This is a genomic window from Streptomyces sp. NPDC029674 (assembly GCF_044903205.1).
Lineage (GTDB): Bacteria > Actinomycetota > Actinomycetes > Streptomycetales > Streptomycetaceae > Streptomyces.
The window spans coordinates 1-22,305 of sequence record NZ_JBJDPY010000009.1 but is presented as its reverse complement, the minus strand read 5'-3'; the positions used below and the strand labels follow the sequence as shown (position 1 = coordinate 22,305).

19 protein-coding genes are annotated in these 22,305 nt (G+C 70.7%); 2 read left to right on the top strand and 17 right to left on the bottom strand.

Translation table 11 applies throughout. The features are described from left to right. Positions 1-37: 37 nt before the first annotated feature. From ACI2L3_RS22000 to ACI2L3_RS21980, 5 genes are all read right to left on the bottom strand, one after another. Positions 38-970 (bottom strand): ABC transporter ATP-binding protein, encoded by a 933-nt coding sequence (locus tag ACI2L3_RS22000; protein WP_404754070.1) that lies wholly within the window; start codon positions 968-970, stop codon positions 38-40. 105 nt (positions 971-1,075) lie between these two features. Next, complete coding sequence (locus ACI2L3_RS21995) at positions 1,076-3,175, bottom strand: hypothetical protein (protein ID WP_404754069.1); 2,100 nt, start codon at positions 3,173-3,175, stop codon at positions 1,076-1,078. A 165-nt stretch (positions 3,176-3,340) separates the two neighbouring features. Next, positions 3,341-3,703 carry a DUF6113 family protein gene (locus ACI2L3_RS21990; RefSeq protein ID WP_404754380.1) on the bottom strand — a complete coding sequence of 121 codons (363 nt, stop codon included), beginning with the start codon at positions 3,701-3,703 and terminating at the stop codon, positions 3,341-3,343. A gap of 92 nt (positions 3,704-3,795) precedes the next feature. Beyond that, positions 3,796-4,716, bottom strand: coding sequence for an N-acetyl-1-D-myo-inositol-2-amino-2-deoxy-alpha-D-glucopyranoside deacetylase (mshB, locus tag ACI2L3_RS21985; protein WP_404754068.1), 921 nt, complete (start codon positions 4,714-4,716; stop codon positions 3,796-3,798). A 22-nt stretch (positions 4,717-4,738) separates the two neighbouring features. After that, entirely contained in the window at positions 4,739-4,933 is a 195-nt protein-coding gene (locus ACI2L3_RS21980) for a hypothetical protein (RefSeq protein WP_362996229.1), read from the bottom strand. A gap of 147 nt (positions 4,934-5,080) precedes the next feature. On the opposite strand from ACI2L3_RS21980, the gene ACI2L3_RS21975 reads away from it, so the two are divergent. After that, the gene (locus ACI2L3_RS21975; RefSeq protein ID WP_404754067.1) at positions 5,081-7,267 is read left to right on the top strand and encodes a prolyl oligopeptidase family serine peptidase; all 2,187 of its coding nucleotides are present in this window, start codon (positions 5,081-5,083) and stop codon (positions 7,265-7,267) included. A gap of 19 nt (positions 7,268-7,286) precedes the next feature. On the opposite strand, the gene ACI2L3_RS21970 is transcribed toward ACI2L3_RS21975, so the two are convergent. The 6 genes from ACI2L3_RS21970 to ACI2L3_RS21945 form a co-directional block, all read right to left on the bottom strand. Then, entirely contained in the window at positions 7,287-8,345 is a 1,059-nt protein-coding gene (locus tag ACI2L3_RS21970) for an ABC transporter ATP-binding protein (protein ID WP_404754066.1), read from the bottom strand. Next, positions 8,332-9,378 carry an ABC transporter ATP-binding protein gene (locus ACI2L3_RS21965; RefSeq protein ID WP_404754065.1) on the bottom strand — a complete coding sequence of 349 codons (1,047 nt, stop codon included), beginning with the start codon at positions 9,376-9,378 and terminating at the stop codon, positions 8,332-8,334. The genes ACI2L3_RS21970 and ACI2L3_RS21965 overlap by 14 nt, the downstream gene beginning before the upstream one ends. Before the next feature lie 6 nt (positions 9,379-9,384). Next, positions 9,385-10,362 (bottom strand): ABC transporter permease, encoded by a 978-nt coding sequence (locus ACI2L3_RS21960; protein ID WP_404754064.1) that lies wholly within the window; start codon positions 10,360-10,362, stop codon positions 9,385-9,387. Continuing rightward, entirely contained in the window at positions 10,355-11,278 is a 924-nt protein-coding gene (locus ACI2L3_RS21955) for an ABC transporter permease (RefSeq protein WP_404754063.1), read from the bottom strand. The genes ACI2L3_RS21960 and ACI2L3_RS21955 overlap by 8 nt, the downstream gene beginning before the upstream one ends. A gap of 18 nt (positions 11,279-11,296) precedes the next feature. Next, complete coding sequence (locus ACI2L3_RS21950) at positions 11,297-12,931, bottom strand: ABC transporter substrate-binding protein (RefSeq protein WP_404754062.1); 1,635 nt, start codon at positions 12,929-12,931, stop codon at positions 11,297-11,299. Positions 12,932-13,074: 143 nt separating this feature from the next. Next, a complete protein-coding gene (locus ACI2L3_RS21945) occupies positions 13,075-14,187 on the bottom strand; it encodes a lipase (protein WP_404754061.1) in 1,113 nt (370 codons plus the stop codon). Between the two features lie 327 nt (positions 14,188-14,514). Here ACI2L3_RS21945 and ACI2L3_RS21940 point away from each other — a divergent pair, with 327 nt between their 5' ends. Continuing rightward, entirely contained in the window at positions 14,515-15,063 is a 549-nt protein-coding gene (locus ACI2L3_RS21940) for a GNAT family N-acetyltransferase (RefSeq protein ID WP_404754060.1), read from the top strand. A 1,556-nt stretch (positions 15,064-16,619) separates the two neighbouring features. Here the strand turns inward: ACI2L3_RS21940 and ACI2L3_RS21935 are convergent. The 6 genes from ACI2L3_RS21935 to ACI2L3_RS21910 form a co-directional block, all read right to left on the bottom strand. Continuing rightward, entirely contained in the window at positions 16,620-17,285 is a 666-nt protein-coding gene (locus ACI2L3_RS21935; protein ID WP_404754059.1) for a hypothetical protein, read from the bottom strand. Then, positions 17,278-17,808 carry a SigE family RNA polymerase sigma factor gene (locus ACI2L3_RS21930; RefSeq protein ID WP_404754058.1) on the bottom strand — a complete coding sequence of 177 codons (531 nt, stop codon included), beginning with the start codon at positions 17,806-17,808 and terminating at the stop codon, positions 17,278-17,280. Before ACI2L3_RS21930 ends, ACI2L3_RS21935 begins: the two co-directional genes overlap by 8 nt. Positions 17,809-17,925: 117 nt before the next feature. Beyond that, a complete protein-coding gene (locus ACI2L3_RS21925) occupies positions 17,926-19,098 on the bottom strand; it encodes an ABC transporter ATP-binding protein (protein ID WP_404754057.1) in 1,173 nt (390 codons plus the stop codon). After that, positions 19,091-20,143: an ABC transporter ATP-binding protein gene (locus ACI2L3_RS21920; RefSeq protein ID WP_404754379.1), complete on the bottom strand. Its 1,053-nt coding sequence runs from the start codon at positions 20,141-20,143 to the stop codon at positions 19,091-19,093. Before ACI2L3_RS21920 ends, ACI2L3_RS21925 begins: the two co-directional genes overlap by 8 nt. A 22-nt stretch (positions 20,144-20,165) precedes the next feature. Continuing rightward, the gene (locus ACI2L3_RS21915; RefSeq protein ID WP_404754056.1) at positions 20,166-21,158 is read right to left on the bottom strand and encodes an ABC transporter permease; all 993 of its coding nucleotides are present in this window, start codon (positions 21,156-21,158) and stop codon (positions 20,166-20,168) included. Beyond that, positions 21,151-22,077: an ABC transporter permease gene (locus ACI2L3_RS21910; RefSeq protein WP_404754378.1), complete on the bottom strand. Its 927-nt coding sequence runs from the start codon at positions 22,075-22,077 to the stop codon at positions 21,151-21,153. Before ACI2L3_RS21910 ends, ACI2L3_RS21915 begins: the two co-directional genes overlap by 8 nt. Positions 22,078-22,305: the final 228 nt, after the last annotated feature.

Below are 22,305 nucleotides of genomic sequence, written 5' to 3'. Positions count from 1 at the left end.
TTCAGGCGGTAGGTGCCCTTCACGCGGTAGGTGCCGTTCACGCGGTCCTGGCCTCCTCGGCCTCGGTGATCGCCACGAAGGCCTGCTCCAGGCCGAGCCCGGCGACTTCGAGGTTGCGGGGATAGACGCCGAGCCCGTACAGCGCGTGCACGGTGGCGTCGGCGTCCGTCGACTGGAGGCGGACGGTGTGGCCCGCGACGTCGAGGGTGGTCAGGAAGGGCAGGGCGCGCAGCCGTCGCGTGAGCTCCGGATCGATGCGCTCCAGGTCGAACGCGACCTTGCGTGCGCCCGCCTTCGCCTTGATCTCGGCCGCGGTGCCGTCCGCGAGGAGCCGGCCCCGGTGCAGGACCAGGACGCGGTCGGCGACCGCGTCGGCCTCCTCCAGATAGTGCGTGGCGAACAGGACCGCGCGGCCCTGGTCCGCCTGCTCGCGCATGGTGGCCCAGAACGCCTGGCGGGAGGTGACGTCCATGCCGGTGGTCGGCTCGTCGAGCACGATCAGGTCATGGGCGCCGGCCGTGGCGAGCGCGAAGCGGACGCGCTGCTCCTGGCCGCCGGAGAGCTTGTCGGCCTTGCGGTCGGCGATCTGTGTGATGCCCGCGTGGGCGAGCACGTCGTTCACGCGGTGGGGCCTCGGGTGCAGGTCGCAGGCGAGCGTCACCAGTTCGCGCACGGTGACCTCGCCCATCAGACCGCCGCTCTGCAGCATGGCGCCGACCCGGCCCGCGGTGATCGCCTCGCGCGGCTCCGTCCCGAAGACCCGGACCGTGCCGCTGTCGGGGCGGCGCAGGCCGAGCAGCAGGTCGAGGGTGGAGGACTTGCCCGCGCCGTTCGGCCCGAGGAGCGCCACCGTCTCGCCGGGGTGCAGGTCGAGCGTGAGGCCGTCGACGGCGCGGACGTCCCCGTAGCTCTTGGTCACCTGCTCGAAGCTGACCGCGCTGGTGGCGGGCGGTGCTGTGGTCGTCGTCATGCGGACCATCGTCACAAAGGCGCAGGTCGCGGCGGCAGTGTCGATGGTGCTGACTCCGGCATGACAGATGTCATGCCGGAGTCCGGAGTCCGTGAGCCGGGAAGATCAGCTCGCGTTCGTCTCGATGACGCCGATCCGCTCGGCGGGCGTCTTGCCCATCAGCGCCTTGCCCATCGCCGCGGCCACGTCGGTCGGCTGGACCGGCGTCTTGGAGCCGTCGCCGCGCTGGATCAGGACGCCGTCGAACACGTTGCCGTACAGCTTCTTGAGCTCTTCGAGGTTGTAGTGCACCTGGAGGGTGCCGTCCTTGAGGGCCTTCGTCTGCAGGATCTTCGGCAGTGACCTCTCCGGGCCGAAGGGGATCGACTTGGCGCCCGCCTTGATCGTGACGTTGGCGGACATGGCCGGCTTGGCGAACCGGGTCATGAACTTGTCGACCTCGGCCTTGGCCACGGTCGGCTTGCGCGTGCTGACCGGCACCTGGACGGCGCCCGCGCTGCCCGTCTCCACCTGCTTCTTGTAGGCGTCGGCGACGGCCGTGGTCGACGCCTGCGGGTCGATGCCCTTGCCGACCTTGCCGTAGACCGGGACGGCCTTGCCGGGCACGAACTTGACCGTGCCCTCCTGCGCCGTGCCCGAGCCGCCCGCCGCCCGCTCCAGGGCGGCCGCGAGCTTCTCCTCGTCGACGGGCATGACGGGCTCGACGACGCGCCGGCCGCCGAAGAGCGAACCGATCACCGATACGGGGTTGTAGTCGCTGCCCGCGGCCTCGCGGACGGTGGCCTGGCTGTCCAGGGTCAGGCCGGCCTGGTCCGGCTTGAGCGTGACCGCGTCGCCGTCCACCGAGAGCTTCAGCGGCTTGGTGACGCGCTCGTCGAGGGCCGCGTCGAGCTTCTTCACGGCCTCGTCGCGGGTGCCGCCGCCGATGTCGACGCCGAGCACGGTGGTGCCCTTCGGGACGTCGGCGTGGTTCATCAACAGGCCCGCGCCGTACGCCCCGCAGCCCGCGACCACGACGGCGACCGCGAGGAGGACCAGCTTGTTGCGGCCCTTCTTCTTTTTCGGCGCGGGAGCGGCGGGCGGCACGTCCGAGCGCACCGGGTCCGGCAGCTTCGGCGGGGTGTGCGGAACCGGTCCTTCACCCTGCGGACCAGGCGCGAAGGGGGAGTTGTCCTGAGCGGGCGGTACGACGGGGATGCCGCTGGTGAGCGTCTCACCGGAGACGTTGCCGCCGGGAGCACCGGGAGCACCGGGAGCACCGGGTCCGCCGGGTACCTGGCCGCCGCCCGCGGGCGGTCGCGGGCCGCCGGGCGGCGGTGCGACCGGGTCGGACTTCTGCGGCGTGAGGATCGCTGTGTCGTCGCTCATGGCGCCGGAACGGGGCGGGCGGGGGCCGGAGTCGGCGGGGCCGCCGGTCGGTCCCTGAGCGCCGGGAGCGCCGGGAGCGCCGGGGCGTCCCGGGGGAGCCAGCGGGCTGTCGCCCGTGACGGGGCCGCCGGTCGGTCCCGCGGGGCGGGGTCCGCCGGGCCGGGAGTCCCCGGAGGCGCCCGCACCGCCGGAGAAGTACGGCAGGTCGCCGCGGTGCGGGTCGCCCTGCGGCGCGCCCGAGCCGAGCGGACCCGACGCCACGGCGCCGGTTACGTCGAAGGATCCCGTACCGGAGCCGCCCGAAGCACCCGGATTGCCCGAAGTGGGCGGAGTGCCCGACCCGTTCCCCGCGTCGCCACGGGCGGGCTTGCGCGGCGCGAACCAGTCGCTCGTCTTCTCCTCGGCCGAGGACGAGGACGAGGGGGAGGAAGAGGGCGGGGCTCCCGCGCCCCCCTCACCCGACGCGGAACCGGAACCGGAACCGGGCGTGGAACCGGATGCGGAACCCGCCCCCATGTCTCCCGCGCCGTCCCGGCGGCCGTCGTCGTCCGCCTGCGAGGAGTCCCCGCGCGCGCCCTCGTCACCGACGGGCGTCCGCATGACGACCGGCGGGATGGGCCGCGAACCGGGGATGTTGATCCGGATGCGGGTGGTCAGCGTGGTCTGGGTCTCGGGCTCGTCGGGCCGCTCGCCGGCGGCCTGCCGCCGCGCGCCGTCCGCTCCGCCGTCGGCGGCAGCGCCCTGTGCCGGGGAGCCGTACGGCGGCGTCCCCGAGGGGTATGCGGCTCCACCGCGCCCCTGGGGCCCGGAGGACGAACTGTCAGTTTCACGACTCAAGGCAGGTTCTCCTGGTTGACTCCGCCGCCCGTCTCTACCTCGACCGGGGTCCCCCCGGCCGGAGGTTGGGGGAGGCTCGGCGGCCGCACCACCATACTGGCCGCCGTCGGCACTCATTCCGTGACCGGCGTCAAACCCCTGCGGGCCACGGGCCGAAGTGGTACGTCACTTGCCAAGTCGGGCGGCGGGCGCGCCCGGTTGCGGCCGCTGTCCGAGCGTGGCGCACATCACAGCGACGGCCATTCCGCCGAGCAGGAAGCCGTACGAGCCGAGATCCGCGCCGAAGAGGAAGTCGCCCTCGGGTCTGGTGGCGGTGAGCAGCATCACCGCGACGAGCCAGCCTGCGGCGGGTGCGACGGCCCCGGCCTTGGTGCCGACGGCCCGCGCCCCGCCGTAGAAGACACCGGCGGCGCCGACGAGCGCGAGCAGCAACCCGGCGGGGAAGAAGCCGCCTTGGACGAGCGCGCCGGCGACGCCGACGACGGCGCCGCACACGAAGAGCCCGGCGTAGGCGGCGAGCCGCCCCACTCTGAGGGGCTGGGCGAGGAAGCTGCCGCCGGCTGCGGCGGCGGCACCCGCACCGGACCCGGCCCCCGACGACGCCGCACGAGATCGCGTACTCACAGCGCGGTCACCTCCGAAACATCCGTCACCTTTTCGAGACCGGCGAAAAGATCGGTCTCCCGGGCAGGTCCTGACGACGCTTCTCCCCGCACCAGCTCGTAGTACTCCACATCGAAGACGGGCTGCGCGAGCTGGTTGGAGAGGACGAAGAGCGGTCCGCCCACGGTGATCTGGGTGACGTGGGCCGCCATCGCCGCCGTCTTGGCGGCCTTGAAGGCCCTGCCGTCGATCTCGGTCGTGATCCGCTCGTCGTCCGTGACGCCGGGCACGTCGGCGACGGCTGCGGGCATGCCGAACGGCGAGTGGCCGAGCGCTCCCGACATCCAGCGGAAGCGCTCCTCGACCACGGAGCGCGGAGCGCGGTTCCAGTAGATCTTGCTGATGGTGTGGGGCGCGCCGAGCTCGGCGCGGAAGGCCGGGTCGGCGGCGAGTTCGGCGGCGCGCATGGCGACGCGGTGCGCCTTGATGTGGTCGGGGTGGCCGTACCCCCCGTCGGGGTCGTACGTCACGAGGACCTGCGGGCGCACCTCTCGGACGACCTCGACCAGGTGCGCGGCCGCCTCGTCGAGGTCCGCCGACCAGAAGGAGCCGGGGCGGTCGTTCTGTTCGACACCCATCATCCCGGAGTCGCGGTAGCGCCCGGGGCCGCCGAGGAAGCGGTGGTCGGTGACCCCCACTTCCTTCATGGCGGCGGCCAGCTCCCCGATGCGGTGGGCGCCCAGGGAGTCCTCGCGGTCGGCGGCGAGATGGGCGAGCTCGGCCGGGATGACCTCGCCCTCCTCGCCCAGCGTGCAGGTCACCAAGGTGACGTGCGCGCCCTCGGCCGCGTACTTGGCCATGGTCGCGCCGGTGGTGATCGACTCGTCGTCGGGATGCGCGTGCACGAGCAGCAGGCGCCGGGCGGGCAGTTCCGTCATGGGACCACCCTACGAGCACCGGTCAGAACTTGATGTCGCCGATCATCCCTGCCACGTTCGTCGTCAGCTCGTTGATGGTCGGTGCCATGGACGAGCTCGCCAGGTAGAAGCCGAGCAGCGTACAGACGACCGCGTGCCCCGCTTTCAGACCTGACTTCTTGACCAGCAGGAAGACGATGATCGCCAGCAGCACCACCGCCGAAATCGAGAGTGCCACGGCGGTCACCTCCAAGTCGTTGCCGTAACCCAGTGCGGACGCCAGCAGGTTCATACCCACCAAGCGCTACGGATCATAACTATCCGTGCGGACGCATGACTCGGAGCACAGCAGCACAGGGGGGCGCATGAGCCATAGGCTCGGGGGATGACCACCGAGAACCCCGGAAATCCCAGGCCCGACGAGAGCCCGGCACAGCGGCTCTCCTTTCCGCCCTTTCCGCGCGCGCACGCCCGCACGCAACGCTTCACCCTCGGCGCGCCGCGTGCGTTCACGGTGGCGCCGGACGGATCGCGCCTCGTCTTCCTGCGCTCGTCCGACGGCACCGACCGGGCGAACCGGCTCTGGGTCCTCGACGTGTCGGACGGCGGCGGCGAGCGCGTGGCCGCCGATCCGCGACTGCTCCTGGGCGGCGCGGCCGAGCAGCTGTCCGCCGAGGAGCGGGCGCGGCGCGAGCGCAGCCGTGAGGGCGGCGCGGGCATCGTGGGGTACGCGACGGACGCGGCGGTGGAGCTGGCGGCGTTCGCGCTGTCGGGCCGGCTCTTCGCGGCGGAGCTGCGCGCGGGCACGGCCCGCGAACTGCCCGCGCAGGGCCCGGTGATCGACCCGCGGCCCTCGCCGGACGGGCGGCATGTCGCGTACGTGGCACGGGGCGCCCTGCGGGTGACGGGCGCCGACGGCGAGGGCGGCCGGGCCCTGGCGGAGCCGGAGCCGGGCCAGGAGGAGACCGTCACGTACGGCCTTGCGGAGTTCATCGCGGCCGAGGAGATGGGCCGTTCACGGGGCTTCTGGTGGTCGCCGGAGTCGGACCGGCTGCTCGTCGCGCGGGTGGACGACGCCCCCGTACAGCGCTGGTGGATCGCCGACCCGGCAAACCCGGACCGCGAGCCCCAGCAGGTCGCGTACCCGGCGGCGGGCACGCCCAACGCGGACGTACGGCTGTTCGTCCTGGGCCTGGACGGGTCGCGCACCGAGGTGGTCTGGGACCGCGTCCGCTTCCCCTATCTCGCGCGCGTGCACTGGTCGGCGGACGGCGCCCCGCTGCTGCTCGTGCAATCGCGCGACCAGGGCAGCCAGCTGTATCTGGCGGTGGATCCGGACGGCGGGGCGACGCGGATGGTGCACGCGGAGGAGGATCCAGAATGGCTGGAACTTTTCCCTGGTGTGCCGTGCTGGTCGCCCAGCGGGAAGCTGGTGCGGATCGCGGACGAGGGGGGCGCCCGCGTCCTCGCGTGGGGCGAACGACCGCTGACCGGGCCTCAGTTGCACGTCCGCGCGGTCCTGGACGTGACCGAGGAGGACATTCTGATCTCGGCGTCGGCGGGTGCGGCGGCGGCCGACCCGGAGACGGGTGAGATCCATGTGTACCGGGTGAACGAACTGGGTGTGGAGCGTGTCTCGCAGGAGGCCGGTGTGCACTCGGCGGTCCGCGGGGGCGGCCGCGGCGGCCTCACCGTACTGGTGTCCGCCACGCTCGACCGTCCCGGCGCTCGGGTCCAGGTGCTGCGCGAGGGCAAGCAGGTGGCCACCGTCGCCTCACACGCCCAGCGCCCGGGGCTCACTCCGCGCGTGACGCTCACCGAAGGGGGCACGCGGAGGATTCCGTGCGCCGTCCTGCTCCCCACTGATTACAAGGAGACGGACGGGCCCCTTCCGGTACTCCTCGACCCGTACGGCGGCCCGCACGGGCAGCGGGTCCAGCGCGCGCACAACATGTTCCTGACCTCGCAGTGGTTCGCCGACCAGGGCTTCGCGGTGCTCGTCGCGGACGGCCGCGGCACCCCCGGCCACTCCCCCGGCTGGGAGAAGTCGATCAAGCACGACAAGACCCTCACCCTCGAGGACCAGGTCGACGCGCTGCACTCCCTCGCCGACCGCTTCCCCTTCGACCTGGACCGGGTCGCGATCCGCGGCTGGTCCTACGGCGGCTACCTGGCCGGCATGGCCGCGCTGCGCCGCCCCGACGTCTTCCACGCCGCGGTGGTCGGCGCCCCCGTCACCGACCTGCGCCTCTACGACACCCACTACGAGGAGCGGTACCTGGGCGACCCGGCCCGGAACCCCGAGACGTACCGCCACAACTCCCTCATCTCGGACGACGGCCTCGTCGAGGCGGCCGAACCGCACCGCCCGATGCTGATCGTGCACGGCCTCGCCGACGACAACGTGGTGGTGGCGCACTCCCTGCGGCTCTCCTCCGCGCTGCTCGCCGCGGGCCGCCCGCACGAGGTCCTGCCCCTGTCCGGCGTCACGCACATGACCCCGCAGGAGCAGGTCGCGGAGAACCTGCTCCTGCTCCAGGTCGACTTCCTGAAGCGCTCCTTGGGGCTCTGACAGGCCGCGGGCCCGCGGCCTACGGCACGACCTGCTTCTCCTCGGCGAAGTGGCAGGCCGAGTCGTGCGCCGCGGGCCCGTCCTCGTACCGGAACTCCGCGGGCACCGCCAGCGCCGGCACCTCGAGCGCGCACCGCTCCCGCGCCTTCCAGCAGCGGGTGCGGAAGCGGCAGCCCGAGGGCGGGTTCGCGGGCGAGGGCACGTCTCCGGAGAGGATGATCCGCTCCCGGTGCTCGCGCGCCTCGGGGTCGGGGACCGGCACGGCGGAGAGCAGCGCCTGCGTGTAGGGGTGCGTGGGGTGCTCGTAGATCTCCTCGTCCGAGCCGGTCTCGATGATCCGCCCGAGGTACATCACGCCGACCCGGTCGGAGATGTGCCGCACGATCGACAGGTCGTGGGCGATGAAGACGTAACTCAGGTCGAACTCGTTCTGGAGCCTGTCCAGGAGGTTGATGACCTGCGCCTGGACGGAGACGTCGAGCGCGGAGACCGGCTCGTCGGCGACGATGACCTCGGGGCGCAGCGCGAGGCCCCGCGCGATGCCGATGCGCTGGCGCTGGCCGCCGGAGAACTGGTGCGGATAGCGGTTGATGTACTCGGGGTTGAGCCCGACGACGTCGAGGAGCTCCTGCACCTTCTGCCGCCGCGAGCCCTTCGGCGCGACCTCGGGGTGGATCTCGTACGGCTCCCCGATGATGTCGCCGACCGTCATCCGCGGGTTCAGGGACGTGTACGGATCCTGGAACACCATCTGGATGTTGCGGCGCACCGCCTTCAGGGCACGCCCTGACAGCTTGGTGATGTCCTCGCCCTTGTAACGGATCTCCCCCGCGGTCGGCCGCTCCAGGTTCACCAGCATCTTCGCGACCGTCGACTTGCCGCAGCCGGACTCCCCCACGATGCCGAGCGTCTCGCCCCGCGCCAGGTCGAAGTCGACGCCGTCCACGGCCTTGACCGCGCCGACCTGTTTGCGGATGACGATGCCCTGGGTCAGCGGGTAGTGCTTGACGAGCCCGCGGACCTGGAGGATCGGCTCGCCGCCCGCACCGGGTCGCATGCCCCCCTCAGCGTGTCGCATCGAGCGTCTCCTTCCAGAAGTGGCAGGCGCTCCTGCGGTCGGCGGTCAGTCCTTCGTACGTGACCTTCGCGAGCGGTGGATCGTCGGTCACGCAGACGTCCTGGGCCATGGGGCAGCGGGGGTGGAAGGGGCAGCCGGGCGGGATGTTCATGAGGTTGGGCGGCAGGCCCTTGATCGCGTAGAGGTCCTGGCCCTTCTGGTCCAGGCGCGGGATGGACCGGAGCAGGCCGAGGGTGTACGGGTGGGCGGGCGCCCGGTAGATCTCGTGGACGGGGGCCCGTTCGACGATGCGGCCCGCGTACATGACGGCGATGGTGTCGGCGACGTCCGCGACGACGCCGAGGTCGTGGGTGATGAGGATCAGGCCCATGTTCATCTCGCGCTGGAGCTCCGCGAGGAGGTCCATGACCTGGGCCTGGACCGTCACGTCGAGGGCGGTGGTGGGCTCGTCCGCGATGATCAGCGAGGGTTCGAGCGCCATCGCCATGGCGATCATGATGCGCTGGCGCATGCCGCCGCTGAACTGGTGCGGGTACTGCCCCACGCGCTCCCTGGCCGCCGGGATGCGCACCCGGTCCATCAGCTCGACGGCCCTGGCCCTGGCGTCCTTCCGCGACATGCCCTTGTGCACGACGTACATCTCGCCGAGCTGGTCGCCGACGCTGAGCACCGGGTTCAGGGAGGAGAGCGCGTCCTGGAAGATCATCGCCATCCCGGCACCGCGCACCTTGCGCCGCTCGTCCTCCTTGAGCTTCAAGAGGTCCTGCCCCCGGAAGAGGATCTCCCCCTTCGTGATCCTCCCGGGCGGGATGTCGAGGATGCCCATGACGGCCTGGGCGGTGACGGACTTGCCGGAGCCTGACTCGCCGAGTACGGCGAGGGTCTCGCCCGCGGCGACGCTGTAGTCGACGCCGTTGACGGCCTTGGCCACGCCGTCCCTGGTGCGGAACTCCACGTGCAGGTCGCGGACTTCGAGCAGCTTGGAGGCCTGGGGCTCCTTGGGGGCGGGTGCCTCGGATGCCACGGTTGCCATGGGCGCCTACCTCAGCTTCGGGTCGAGGGCGTCGCGCACCGCGTCGCCGAGCATGATGAACGCGAGCACGGTGATCGCGAGGGCTCCGGCCGGCCAGAGCAGCATGTGCGGGGCGTTGCGGATGTACTGGGAGGCGGCCGAGATGTCGATGCCCCAGCTGACGGTCGGGGGCTTCAGGCCGACGCCGAGGTACGAGAGCGTGGCCTCAAGGGCGATGTACGTGCCGAGCGCGATGGTCGCCACGACGATCACCGGGGCGACGGCGTTCGGGGTGATGTGGCGCAGCAGCATCCGGGAGTTGGAGGCGCCGAGGGCCCGCGCCGCCTGGACGTAGTCGTTCTGTTTGGCGGTGATGACGGAGCCGCGCGCGATGCGGGAGATCTGCGGCCAGCCGAGCAGCACCATGAAGCCGACGACCGGCCAGACGGTGGAGCTGGTGACCACCGACAGGAGGACCAGGCCGCCGAGGACGACGGGGATGGCGAAGAAGATGTCGGTGATGCGGGAGAGGACGGCGTCCCACGCCCCGCCGAAGAATCCGGCGAGCCCGCCGAGCACGCTGCCGATGACCGCGACGCCGAGGGTGGCGCAGACGCCGACGGTGACCGAGACGCGGGTGCCGTGGACGACCCGCGTGTAGACGTCGCAGCCCTGCTCGTTGAAGCCGAAGGGGTGGCCGGGTGCCGAGCCCTTCTGCGCGTTGGCGAGGTCGCAGTCGAGCGGGTTGCGGGAGGCGATGAGCGAGGGCCAGAGGGAGATGACGACGAGGAAGAGGATGATCAGGCCGGAGATGATGAAGACGGGGTTGCGCCGCAGGTCGCGCCAGGCGTCGGACCAGAGGCTGCGGGCCGGGGCGGAGGGCCCGCTGCCGTCGGGGCCGCCCTGCGCCTTCTCCAGGGAGGTCGCCTCGCTGGTGGCGAGGTCCATCGCGCCCCCCATGCCGGTCGCGGCGATGGCCCGCTCCGGCTCCTGCGGTTCAGGCATAGCGGATCCTCGGGTCGAGTACGGCGTACAGGAGGTCGACGATCAGGTTGGCCGCCAGGAAGACCAGCACGAGCACGGTCACGAAGCCGACGACGGTCTGCGTGCTCTGGCGCAGAATCCCCTGGTAGAGCTGGAAGCCGACGCCGTGGATGTTGAAGATCCGCTCGGTGACGATGGCGCCGCCCATCAGGGCGCCCACGTCGGTGCCGATGAAGGTGACCACCGGGATCAGTGAGTTGCGCAGCAGGTGCCGGATGATGACGCGGCGCCTCGGGAGCCCTTTCGCGACGGCGGTGCGGACGTAGTCGGCGCGCCGGTTCTCCGCGATGGAGGTGCGGGTCAGGCGGGTCACGTACGCCAGGGAGACGGAGGCGAGGACGAGTCCCGGGATCAGCAGCTCGTTGAACGGCGCCTCGCTGGACACGGAGGGTTTGACGACGCCCCACTGGACGCCGAGGAGGAGTTGCAGGACGAGTCCGGTGACGAAGGTCGGGATGGAGATCACGACGAGCGTGAGCAGCAGCACCCCCGTGTCGATGGGGCGCCCGCGCCGCATGCCCGTCAGGACGCCCAGCGAGATGCCGATGACGATCTCGAAGACGATGGCGACGACGGTGAGCCGGATGGTGACCGGGAAGGCGGCCGCCATCAGCTCGGTGACCTTCTGTCCGTTGAAGGCGGTGCCGAAGTCGCCGCTGAAGAGGTTGCCCATGTACGTCAGGTACTGCTGCCACACCGGCTTATCGAGGCCGAACTCCTTCTTCAGCCGGGTGGCCGTGGCGGGGTCGCACTGCCGGTCGCCGCAGAGCCCCGCGACGGGGTCGCCCATCACGTTGACCATCAGGAAGATCAGCAGGGTGGCGCCGAAGAAGACCGGGATCATCTGCAGCAGACGCCGGATCACATAACGTCCCATGGCGGGGCTCCCGGCGTCTCAGTCGACCTTGATCTCGTTGTAGACCGGCACGCTGAACTGGTTGAGGGAGACGTCGGAGACCTTCTCCGAGTAGCCGGCGCTGCCGTTCTGATACCAGAGCGGGATGGCGGGCATGTCGCGGGCGAGGATCTTCTCGGCGTCCTGGAACTTGGCGGTGGCCTTGGTCGTGTCGGTCTCGCCGTTGGCCTCGTTGACGAGCTTGTCGAACTCCTCGTCGGAGAACTTGCCGTCGTTGGACGGGGCGTCCGTGAAGTAGACCGGCTCCAGGAAGTTCTGGATCAGCGGGTAGTCCATCTGCCAGCCCGCGCGCCAGGCGCCGTCGAGCTCCTGCTTGGAGGCCTTGCTGCGGAAGTCGGCGAAGGTGCCGACGGGGCTGGCGACGCAGGCCTTGTCGTTGCCGAGGGCCCTGTTGATGGAGTTGCAGACGGCGTCGACCCACTCCTTGTGGGAGCCGGTGTCCGCGTTGTACGTGACCTTGAGGGTGCCGCCGGGGATGCCGCCGCCCTCCTCGACCAGCTTCTTGGCCTTCCCGGCGTCGTACGTGCAGGCGTCGCCGCACAGCCCCTTCTTGAAGCCGCCCTTCTCGCCGAGGACCGGCGAGGTCCAGTCGGAGGCGGGCGTCCGCGTCTTCTGGAAGATGGTGTCGGTGATCTGCTCGCGGTTGATCGCCATGGACAGGCCCCGGCGGACCTTCTCCGCACCCTCCTTCTTCCACTTGCTGTCGTACATGGGGAAGGCGAGGGTCTGGATGATGCCGGCGGGGGTGTTGATGTAGCGGTCCCCGAGGTCGTTCTTGGCGTTCCTGAGCTGCGAGGCGGGGACGTCGTCGACGAGGTCGAGGTTGCCGGCCATCAGGTCGGTGTAGGCGATGCTGTTGTCGGTGTAGACCTTCATGTCCACGCCGCCGTTGCGCGCCTTGTCCTCGCCGGGGTAGCCGTCCCACTTGCGCAGGGACATCTTCGAGCCCTTGGTGTACGAGTCCACGGTGTAGGGGCCGTTGCCGACGGGCTTGGAGAGCCAGCCCTGGTGGTCGTCGTAGAACGCCTTGGGCAGCGGTGCGAAGGCCGGGTAGCCGAGGGTGTCGGGCCAGGTGGAGAACTTCTGGCTGAGCTTGACGGTGAAGGTCCTGGTATCGACGACCTTCAGCCCGGAGAGCGTCTTGGCGCTGGGCTCTCCCTTCTCGGGGTGGACCTTGTCGTATCCCTCGATGTAGCCGAAGAAGTAGGCGTTCTTCTGGTTGTTCTCGAGGTGGGCGCCGTAGTTCCAGGCGTCCACGAAGGACTTGGCGGTGATCTCCTCGCCGTTGCTGAACTTCCAGTCGTCCTTGATCTTGACCGTGAAGTTCTGCGCGTCCTTGGATTCGATCGACTCGGCGACCATGTCCTTGGCCTCGCCGGTCTTCGGGTCGTACCGCTTGAGACCCCGGAAGATCATGTCGAGGATCTTGCCGCCCTGGACCTCGTTGGTGTTCGCCGGTTCGAGCGGGTTCTGCGGGTCGCCCCAGGAGGACGTCACGATGCCGGAGCCGTCACCGCCGCCACCGCCGCCGCTTCCCCCGCCACCGCAGGCCGTCGCCGCGAGGGCGACCGCCACCGCGCATGTGGCCCATTTGGCGTGCGTGGCTCCACGCATGGAGTCCTCCTGTTGTCCGACTGTTGTCCGAGCGGGTCGCGTACCGCCAAATATCTCCCCAATACAGTCGGTACTGCGCATTTACTCCACCCATACGGGTCGGAGCCCATCCGGATGCACGCATCCCGGGACACCGGCGCCCGTCACCGTCGGCTCAACTCACCGAACCAGCGCACGATCGCCGATGTGGCCGCGACATTGGACCCCGCGTGACGGGACTTCTGGTGGTCGACGGCGCCGACATCGACGACCGGGGCGGCCACGCCGTTCCTGAGCAGGGCGGCCCGGCACTGTTCGGTGTTGGCGGTGGCGGCCTGCTCGTCCCCGGTCGCCATGTACAGCCGGACCGGCGCGGCGGGGGTCCAGTCGGTGCATACGGCGTCGGTCGTGCGCAGCGCCTCCGCCAGCGCCCCCGTCGGACGCGCGAGCAGCTCGCGGCCGTGCTCGGTCAGCAGCTCCGCCGGCGTGTTGGGGGTGCCGTCGAACAGCTCTCGCCCCGTGTGCGCGCCGTCGAAGAGCTCCTCGATGGCTTCGCCGGACCGGAAGACCTCGTCGGGGCTGTCGTAGATGTGGTGCAGCCGGTCGAACGCCACCAGGGTGTACGCCGCGTACAGCACCCCGTACTTGGCGTCCAGCCTGCCCTCCAGCAGCGCGGGCAGCTCCGTGCCACCGAAGTCGTACGCGCCACTGACGGGTGCCAGCGCGCCCAGCCTGAACCACCTGTCCTCGCCCGCCTCCAGGGCCCGGCCGAGCCCCAGCGCCGCCGAGGCGCCCTGCGAGAAGCCGGTGACCATGACCTCGCGCTCCAGCACGTGCCCCGTGCGGGGCGCGAAGGCGCGGGCCGCCCGCAGCATGTCCAGGGACGCCGTGGTCTCCGAGCCGATGTCCATCCAGGGGTGCAGGCCGGGTCCCTTGCCCATCCCCAGATAGTCGGGGGCGACCCCCGCGGCACCGGCTGCCGCATGTGCGATCACCGGTGCGGACAGGAACTTGCCGCGCTGCATGGACGGGGCGTCGTCCTTGTGGCTGCCGGTCCCGTGCGCGAAGGAGACCGTGCGCAACCGGCCCTCGCCGGTGAGCGGCAGCGCGAACAGGCCGCTCGCCGTGGTGGGCCGCCCGTGGGGATCGACGGTCCGGTAGACGAGCCGGTACGCGACCACGCCGTAGCGGACGGTGTCGTCCTCGAAGCCGGCCGTGCGTAGCTCGGCGGCGGCGGACTGCGGGCTCGCCAGCGTGTACAGCTTCTCTACGGACACCAACGTGCCCCGACCACGCTTCTCAAACTGCTCTTGCCCCTGCCCCTGTACAGCGGGCGCGGCCGAGGCGGTGCCGACGGCCGCCCCGACCAGCAGGAGGCCGCAGCAGAGGGCTGCCGCACGTGCCCGGCGGGCGCTGCGGCGCCGGGCTCTGCCGCGCGAAGGGGAAGAGACGGAAACGACCACGAGTTCCTCCAAGTTCGGTCGGATGAGGGCTGTTTCAGCCTCACGCGTGTCGAACACCGACGCACTGGTGGAACCCCCCTGAACCTCCCGGTACCTAGGCCCCCTTCACACTGCGGGGCAGGCCTGCAGGATCATGCGGGGATGAGCGCACACCACACGTCCGGCCCGCCGAGCGCGGTCCGGCTCACCCGGTACACGAAGGCCGACCAGGACGAGATCCTGGGAGACGGCGAGGACCCCTTCGGCGTCGCGGAGACCGGCCTGGCCTGGCTGCCCAAGGAGGAACACTTCGGCATACGTCACGAGGGCCGGCTGGTGGCACACGCGGGCCTGCGACGGCTTCCGCTCTCGGTCGCCGGGACCGACCTGGAGGTGATCGGCGTCGGCGGCGTGGCGGTCGCCCCCGACGTACGAGGCCGGGGCCTGGCACGCCGGGTCATCGCGGCCGCCCTCTCCCACGCCCGCACCCTGGGCCCCGACCACGCCCTCCTCTTCTGCCGCCCGCCGCTTGTCGCTCTGTACGAGCGGCTGGGCTGGCGCCCGATCGACACCGGCGCCGACGCCGAGGTCCTCGTCGAGCAACCCGGGGACCGTGTGGTGACCATGCCCCTGCGGACGCTGGTGACACCGCTGCGGGAAGGCACCCGGTGGCCCGGGGGCCCGGTACGGCTCCGGTCACTCCCCATGTGACCCTTTGGCGGGAACTTTGGTGGGCCTGCGTCTTCGATGGTCACCGGGGCCGCCCGGTTTTTAGCGGAGTGTGGCGCCTCCGGGCCACCAGTAAAGGGCGCTCCGCTGCGCTGCGCGTCGGCTCCGCCGATTCCGCTCCGCTCCACCCTTGACTGCCGCCCCTCCACCGCACGCAAACCTTGCCCCGGACGGCCAGGGGTGGGGGCTTCGGGGCTCCCTGCTCGGGTCATCCCCTTTCACTGCCGGGTGCGGCCCGGCCCAATGTGAGTCCCCGTCACCGTCGAGGGACCCCCACCGGCTTCGCCGCTGGGCCATCACCTCTCGCCGCCGAGTGCGGACCGGCCCAACGTGGGTGCCCGCTACGGTCGAGGCGCCGCCCCCGGCTTCGCCGCTCGAGTCATCGGCTCGCGCTGCCGGGTGCGGCCCGGCCCATCGTGAGCGCGCGCCACGATCACGGCTCGGCCAGCCGACCGGCCTCACCGCCCGAGTCATCGGCTCTCGCCGCCGGATGCGGACCGGCCCATCGTGGACCGACGCCACGATCACAGCTCGGCCAGCCGCCCGGCCTCACCGCCCGGGACATCGACTCTCGCCGCCGGATGCGGACCGGCCCATCGTGGGTCGACGCCACGCTTGGGGCACCGTCTTCCGCGTCGCGGCCCCGGTCGGGGACCTACTTTGGGAAAGTTGCGAATCGGATCGGCGCGCGCCCCCTCGTCACGCCCCGCGCGCCTGTCGCGCACGCCCGCCCGGCGCGGGAATCGGGCACAGCGGGCCCGCATGCCGGGGGCGTACTGGTCGCGAAGGGGGGCGCGCGGCACACGCATTCGCAACTTTCCCAAAGTAGGTGCCGCCGAGCGGCGAAGCCGGGGCGGCTGGCCGAGCCGTGAACGTGGCATCCGCCCACGATGGGCCGGGCCGCACGCGGCAGCGCAAGGGGATGACCCGAGCGGCGAGGCCGGGCGGGTGGCCGCGCCCAAACCGCAACGGGCACCCACGATAGGCCGGTCCGCACCCGGCAGCGCGAGCGGGTGGCCCGAGCGGGGAGTCCGTTCGTATGCCTGACCGGTTGGCGGAGCGCGGGGCGTGGCAGGGGGCGCGCGCCGATCCGGTTCACTACTTTTCCAAAGTAGGTCCGAGACCGGCGCCGTCGCCACGCCGAAGACCGTGCCCCAAGGCTGGCGTGCGCTCACGATGGGCCGGTCCGCACCCGGCGGCGAGAGGTGATGACCCGAGCGGCGAAGCCGGGGGCCGCGCCTCGAGGGTGACGGGGACTCACGTTGGGCCGGTCCGCACCCGGCAGTGAAAGGGGATGGCCCGAGCAGAGGAGTCCGTCGCCCCACCCCTGGCCGTCCGGGTCAAAGTCAACCTGCGGTGGAGGGACGGCAGTCAAGGGTGGAGCGCAGCGGAATCGGCGGAGCCGACGCGTAGCGCAGCGGAGCGCCCTTTACTGGCGGCCCGGAGGCGCCACACTCCGCAAAAAAACCGGGCGGCCCCGGCAACCACTCGGTGCGGACAAGCCGAAGTCCGCTCTTCCCGGTGAGGTGACAGGGGAGTCAGTCTCTCGGCGGCTCCTCGGTCTCCACCTCCACCACTGAGATCCACTTCCCCCAGCGTTCGACCTTCACCCTGAGCCAGGAGGTGGATTCGGTCGTGCCGGACCAGTGGCTGGTCGGTCCCTCGCCGTGTCGCTTGAGACCGCACTCGGTCAGTGCCTCACCGAGCAGGGCCGCTTCGTGCCGTGCGACGGGCACGCTCTCGTACGAGGTGATGCGGTGCCGCGCGTCGGCACCCTTGTCGCTGTAGTACTCCGTGCCGTACTGGGTCTGGTCCGGTGCCGCGCGTGCCACGTATGACCGCGGGCAGCTGTCGCTGCTCCCCACCCTCGGCAGCGGGTGGTTCTCCGAGGTCTCCTCCTCGTCGCCCTTCCACTGCCACTTGCCGTGGGCCGGCATCCGCTCGGGAGGCAGCAGGCGCACCATGCCGTCCAACAGGAAGGGGTTCTTCTCGGGCGTGGCCGCCGGGCGTACGTCCCGGCCGTTCTCGCGCGCGTCGGGCAGCGCCGCCAGCGCGAGCGCCCCGCCGGTGATCGCCACAGCGGCGGCCACCAGCGCGGCCCGCCGCCGTACTGTCCGCCTGCGGCCCCGCGACCGCAGCTCCGCACCGCTCGGCATCCGGACGGTGACCTCGTCCAGCAGTTCATCGACCTTGACCTCAGCCATGGCTGACAGCCTCCTCGCCGGTGTGCGCGGACAGGCGCTCGCCGAGGACCTTCCGGGCCCGGCTCAGGCGCGTGCGGACCGCGCCGTTGGAGGAGCCCGTCTCCCGGGCGACCTGCTCCAGTGGGAGGTCCAGGAGGTGGTGCAGGACCACTGCCTGGCGCTGTTGCGGGGGCAGTTGCCGCAGGGCCTCGATCAATGCCACCCGGTCCGCCGAGAGTTCGGGCACGTCCGCCGCCGCCCCGTGCCGCAGCTGTGCCCGCAGCCTGTTCCTGGTCCGCCGCCAGGTGCTGATGGCGAGCCGCGAGGCGACCGTCCGCACCCACGGCAGCGGGTCCCCCTCGCCCGTCAGCCGGTCCCACCGCTGCCATGCCCGCACATACGCCTCCTGCACCGCGTCCTCCGCTTCCGCCAGGTCACCGGTCATGGCATAGACCGTGGCCACCAAGCGCTTGGCGGTGGCGGTGGCAGTGGCGGTGTAGAACGCGTCGAACTCATCGGACTGCGCATCCGACCGCGTGGCCATCGTCTCTCCCCCGTCCGCCCTGCGACCAAGGGTTGTTACAGACGAAGGCGCCCCCGGCCGGTGTGGCAGGGGGCGCCTTCGGGTGCGTACAACGTGTGCGGGCCGGAGGCCGGGGGGTCACGCCGCGTGCACGACGTCCTTCTCCTCCGCGAAGTGGCACGCCGACTCGTGGGCCGCCGGAGTGTCCGCGCCCTTGAAGCGCTCGGGGATCGCGAGGAGCGGGACCTCCTTGGCGCACTTGTCCTCCGCCTTCCAGCAGCGGGTGCGGAAGCGGCAGCCCGAGGGCGGGTTGGCGGGGGACGGCACGTCACCGGTGAGGATGATGCGCTCGCGGCCCTCGCGGGCGTCCGGGTCCGGGACGGGGACCGCGGAGAGCAGTGCCTGCGTGTAGGGGTGGGTGGGGTGTTCGTAGATCTGCTCGTCCGAGCCGATCTCGGCCATCTTGCCGAGGTACATCACGCCCACGCGGTCCGAGATGTGCCGGACGATCGACAGGTCGTGCGCGATGAAGAGGTAGGAGAGGTTGAACTCGTCCTGGAGCTTCTCCATCAGGTTGATGACCTGGGCCTGGACGGAGACGTCCAGGGCCGAGACCGGCTCGTCGCAGATGATGATCTCGGGGTTGAGTGCCAGACCGCGGGCGATGCCGATGCGCTGGCGCTGGCCGCCCGAGAACTGGTGCGGGTAGCGGTTGATGTACTCGGGGTTGAGGCCGACCACGTCCAGGAGGTCCTGGACCTTCTGGCGGCGCGAACCCTTCGGGGCGACCTCGGGGTGGATCTCGAAGGGCTCCCCGATGATGTCGCCCACCGTCATACGGGGGTTGAGCGAGGTGTAGGGGTCCTGGAACACCATCTGGATGTTGCGGCGGACCGCCTTCAGGGCGCGCCCGGACAGCTTGGTGATGTCCTGGCCCTTGTAGAAGACCTCGCCGGCGGTGGCCCGCTCCAGGGTCATCAGGAGCTTGGCGACCGTGGACTTGCCACAGCCGGACTCGCCCACGATGCCAAGGGTCTCGCCCTGGTACAGGTCGAAGGAGATGCCGTCGACCGCCTTGACCGCGCCGATCTGCCGCTTGAACAGGATGCCCTGGGTGAGCGGGAAGTGCTTGACCAGGTTGCGGACCTGCAGGATCGGCTCGCCGCGCTCGACCGGCGCCTCGATGGCCGCGACGGCCTCCTCGGCGGTGGTCGCCTCGACCGTTTCCACCTCGGAGACGTTCGGCGTGGCGTCCTTCGGCACGTCGGCCTTCGACACGTCGGCCTTCGAAGCCTTCGTCGGCTCAGCCATGGATCGTCTCCTTCCAGAAGTGGCACGCGCTGCCGCGGCCCGGCAGCTCGGCGCCGTCCTGCTCGGTGACCGGCACCAGCGCCGGAACGTCCGTGCGGCAGATGTCCTGCGCCTTGGGGCAGCGCGGGTTGAACGCACAACCGGTCGGCACCTTGAGCAGGTTGGGCGGCAGGCCCTTGATCGCGTAGAGCTCCTGGCCCTTCTGGTCCAGGCGCGGGATCGAGTCCAGCAGACCGCGGGTGTAGGGGTGGGCCGGGCGCTTGTACAGCTCGTGCACGGGCGCCGTCTCCACGATCCGGCCCGCGTACATGACGGCGATCTTGTCCGCGACGTCGGCGACCACGCCGAGGTCGTGGGTGATCAGGATCAGGCCCATGTTGAACTCGCGCTGCAGGTCCGCCAGCAGGTCCATGACCTGGGCCTGGACCGTCACGTCGAGCGCCGTGGTGGGCTCGTCCGCGATGATCAGGTCGGGCTCCAGGGCGAGCGCCATCGCGATCATGATGCGCTGGCGCATACCGCCGGAGAACTGGTGCGGGTAGTCGTTCACCCGCTCCTTGGCGGCCGGGATCTTGACCCGGTCCATCAGTTCGATGGCCTTGGCCTTGGCCTGCTTGCGGCTCATGCCCTCGTGCACCCGGAACATCTCGCCGAGCTGGTAGCCCACCGAGAGCACCGGGTTCAGCGAGGACAGCGCGTCCTGGAAGATCATCGCGATCTTGCGGCCGCGGATCTTCCTGCGCTCCTCGCCGGACATCTTCAGCATGTCCTGGCCGCGGAAGAGGATCTCGCCCTGCGGGATCTTGCCGGGCGGCATGTCGAGGATGCCCATGATGGCCTGCGCGGTCACGGACTTGCCGGAGCCGGACTCGCCGAGCACGGCGAGCGTCTCACCGGCGTCCACGCTGTAGTTGACGCCGTTGACGGCCTTCAGCACACCGTCCCGGGTGTGGAACTCGACGTGCAGGTCCTTGACGTCCAGGAGCCTGCCGCTCTTCTCCTCACCCGAACGAGGCGCGGGGATCGAGTCTTCCTTGATGTCGATGCTGGTCACGGTTACGCCTCCCTCAGCGCAGCTTGGGGTCGAGGGCGTCGCGCACCGCGTCGCCGAGCATGATGAACGCGAAGACGGTGATGGTCAGCATTCCGGCGGGGAAGAACAGTGCGTGCGGGTTGTCCCGGATCGCCTTGCTGCCCTCCGAGATGTCGATGCCCCAGGAGATCGTCGGGTCGGCGAGACCGAGTCCGAGGAACGAGAGCGTCGCCTCGGCCGAGATGTACCCGCCGAGTGCGATCGTCGCCACCACGATGGTCGGCGCGAGGGCGTTCGGCATCACGTGGCGGAACAGCATCCTGGTGGTTCCGGCGCCGAGCGCCCGCGCCGCCGTCACGTAGTCGGCCTGCTTGGCGCTGATCACGGAGCTGCGTGTGACCCGCGCGATCGAGGTCCAGCCGAGGAACGCGAGAGCCGCGATGACGACGTACACCTTGCGCTCGGTGAAGGCGTTCAGGATGACCATCGTGCCGAGCAGGAAGGGCAGGCCGAAGAAGATGTCGGTGATACGGGAGATGACCGAGTCGATCCAGCCGCCGAAGTAGCCGGCCAGCATGCCGAGCAGCCCGCCGAGCAGGGTGACGAGGACGGTCACGCCCACGCCCACCATGATCGAGGCCCGGGTCCCGTAGATGACACGGGCGTAGATGGAGCGGCCCTGGCCGTCGTATCCGAACCAGTCGGGCTGGAAGAAGTGGCCCAGCTCCGGCTTGCTCAGGAAGTGGTTGGTCAGATCGCCGTCGCGCGGGTCGGCGCCGGTGAACATGCCCGGGAAGGCCGCGATCACGAGGAGCAGGACCAGCAGGGTCGCCGAGATCCAGAACATCGGGCGGTGCCGGAGCTCGAACCAGGCGTCGCCCCACAGGGAACGGGGCCGGCTCTGCTTGGCGTTGTCCTTGCCCTTGGTGGCGGTGACGCCCACAGCCGCGGCGTCCGCGCCGTCCTCCGTGCGGGCCGTTGCCGCGGGAACGTCGACGGCCGACTTGCTCACAGGTGCGTCAGGCATACCGGATCCTCGGGTCCAGGACCGCGTACAGCAGGTCGATGAGCAGGTTGAGCAGCAGGATGACGAGGACGATGACCGTCACCACGCCGACGATCGTGGAGCCCTCGCTCGTCTGGATCGCCCTGTAGAGGAGGTTGCCCACACCCTGCACGTTGAAGATGCCCTCGGTGATGACGGCACCGCCGATGAAGCCGCCGATGTCCGTGCCGATGAAGGTGATCACGGGAATCAGCGAGTTGCGCAGCAGGTGGACGCCGACGATGCGGCGGCGCGGCAGCCCCTTGGCCGTCGCGGTTCGCATGTAGTCGGCCCGCAGGTTCTCGGCGAAGGTGGTGCGGGTCAGCCGCGCCACGTACGCCATGGAGAGCATCGCCAGGACGAACGCAGGCAGGAACAGCTGCGAGAGGTCCGCGGAGTCCTGCACGTTGGGCGGCAGCCAGCCGAGTTCGTCCGCGAAGATGAACCGGGCGAGGTAGCCGAGCACGAACACCGGAATGGAGATCACGAACAGGGTGAAGACGAGGACACCTGAGTCCGCCGCCTTGCCCGCACGCAGGCCAGCCCACGCACCGAGACCGATACCGACGATGATCTCGATGATGATGGCGAGCGCGGTGAGTCTGAGCGTCACCGGGAACGCCTCCGACATGACGTCGATGACCTCGCGGCCGCCGAACGTCCGGCCGAAGTCCCCTTGGAAGAGGTTGGCCATGTAGTCGGTGTATTGCTTCCAGACGGGCTGGTCGAGCCCGAACTCATGGCGCAGCGCCGCGACCTGTGCGGGGTCCGCGGCCTTGTCTCCCCACATCGCCCGGATGGGGTCTCCGGGAAGGATGTGGACCATGAGGAAAATCAACAGAGTGGTCCCGACGAAGATCGGGATCATCTGGAGCAGTCGCCTGGCGGCGTAGCGCCCCATCATGCCTCCATGCCGTGAGGGGTCGGCGACGGCCTGCGCGACCCTCTCAACCGCGGGATGGTGGTTGGGGGGTCACGGGCCTGCGCGCCTGGGTCGGGGGGGGGCCCCCCCCCGGGGGGGGGGGGGCCCCCCCCCCCGGCCCCCGGGGGCAAGGTGGATAAAAGAACGGGGCGGGTGTGTGGGGGGGCGGGGGCGGCCGCATGGTAAATAGGGGGGGTGTTTTTTGGG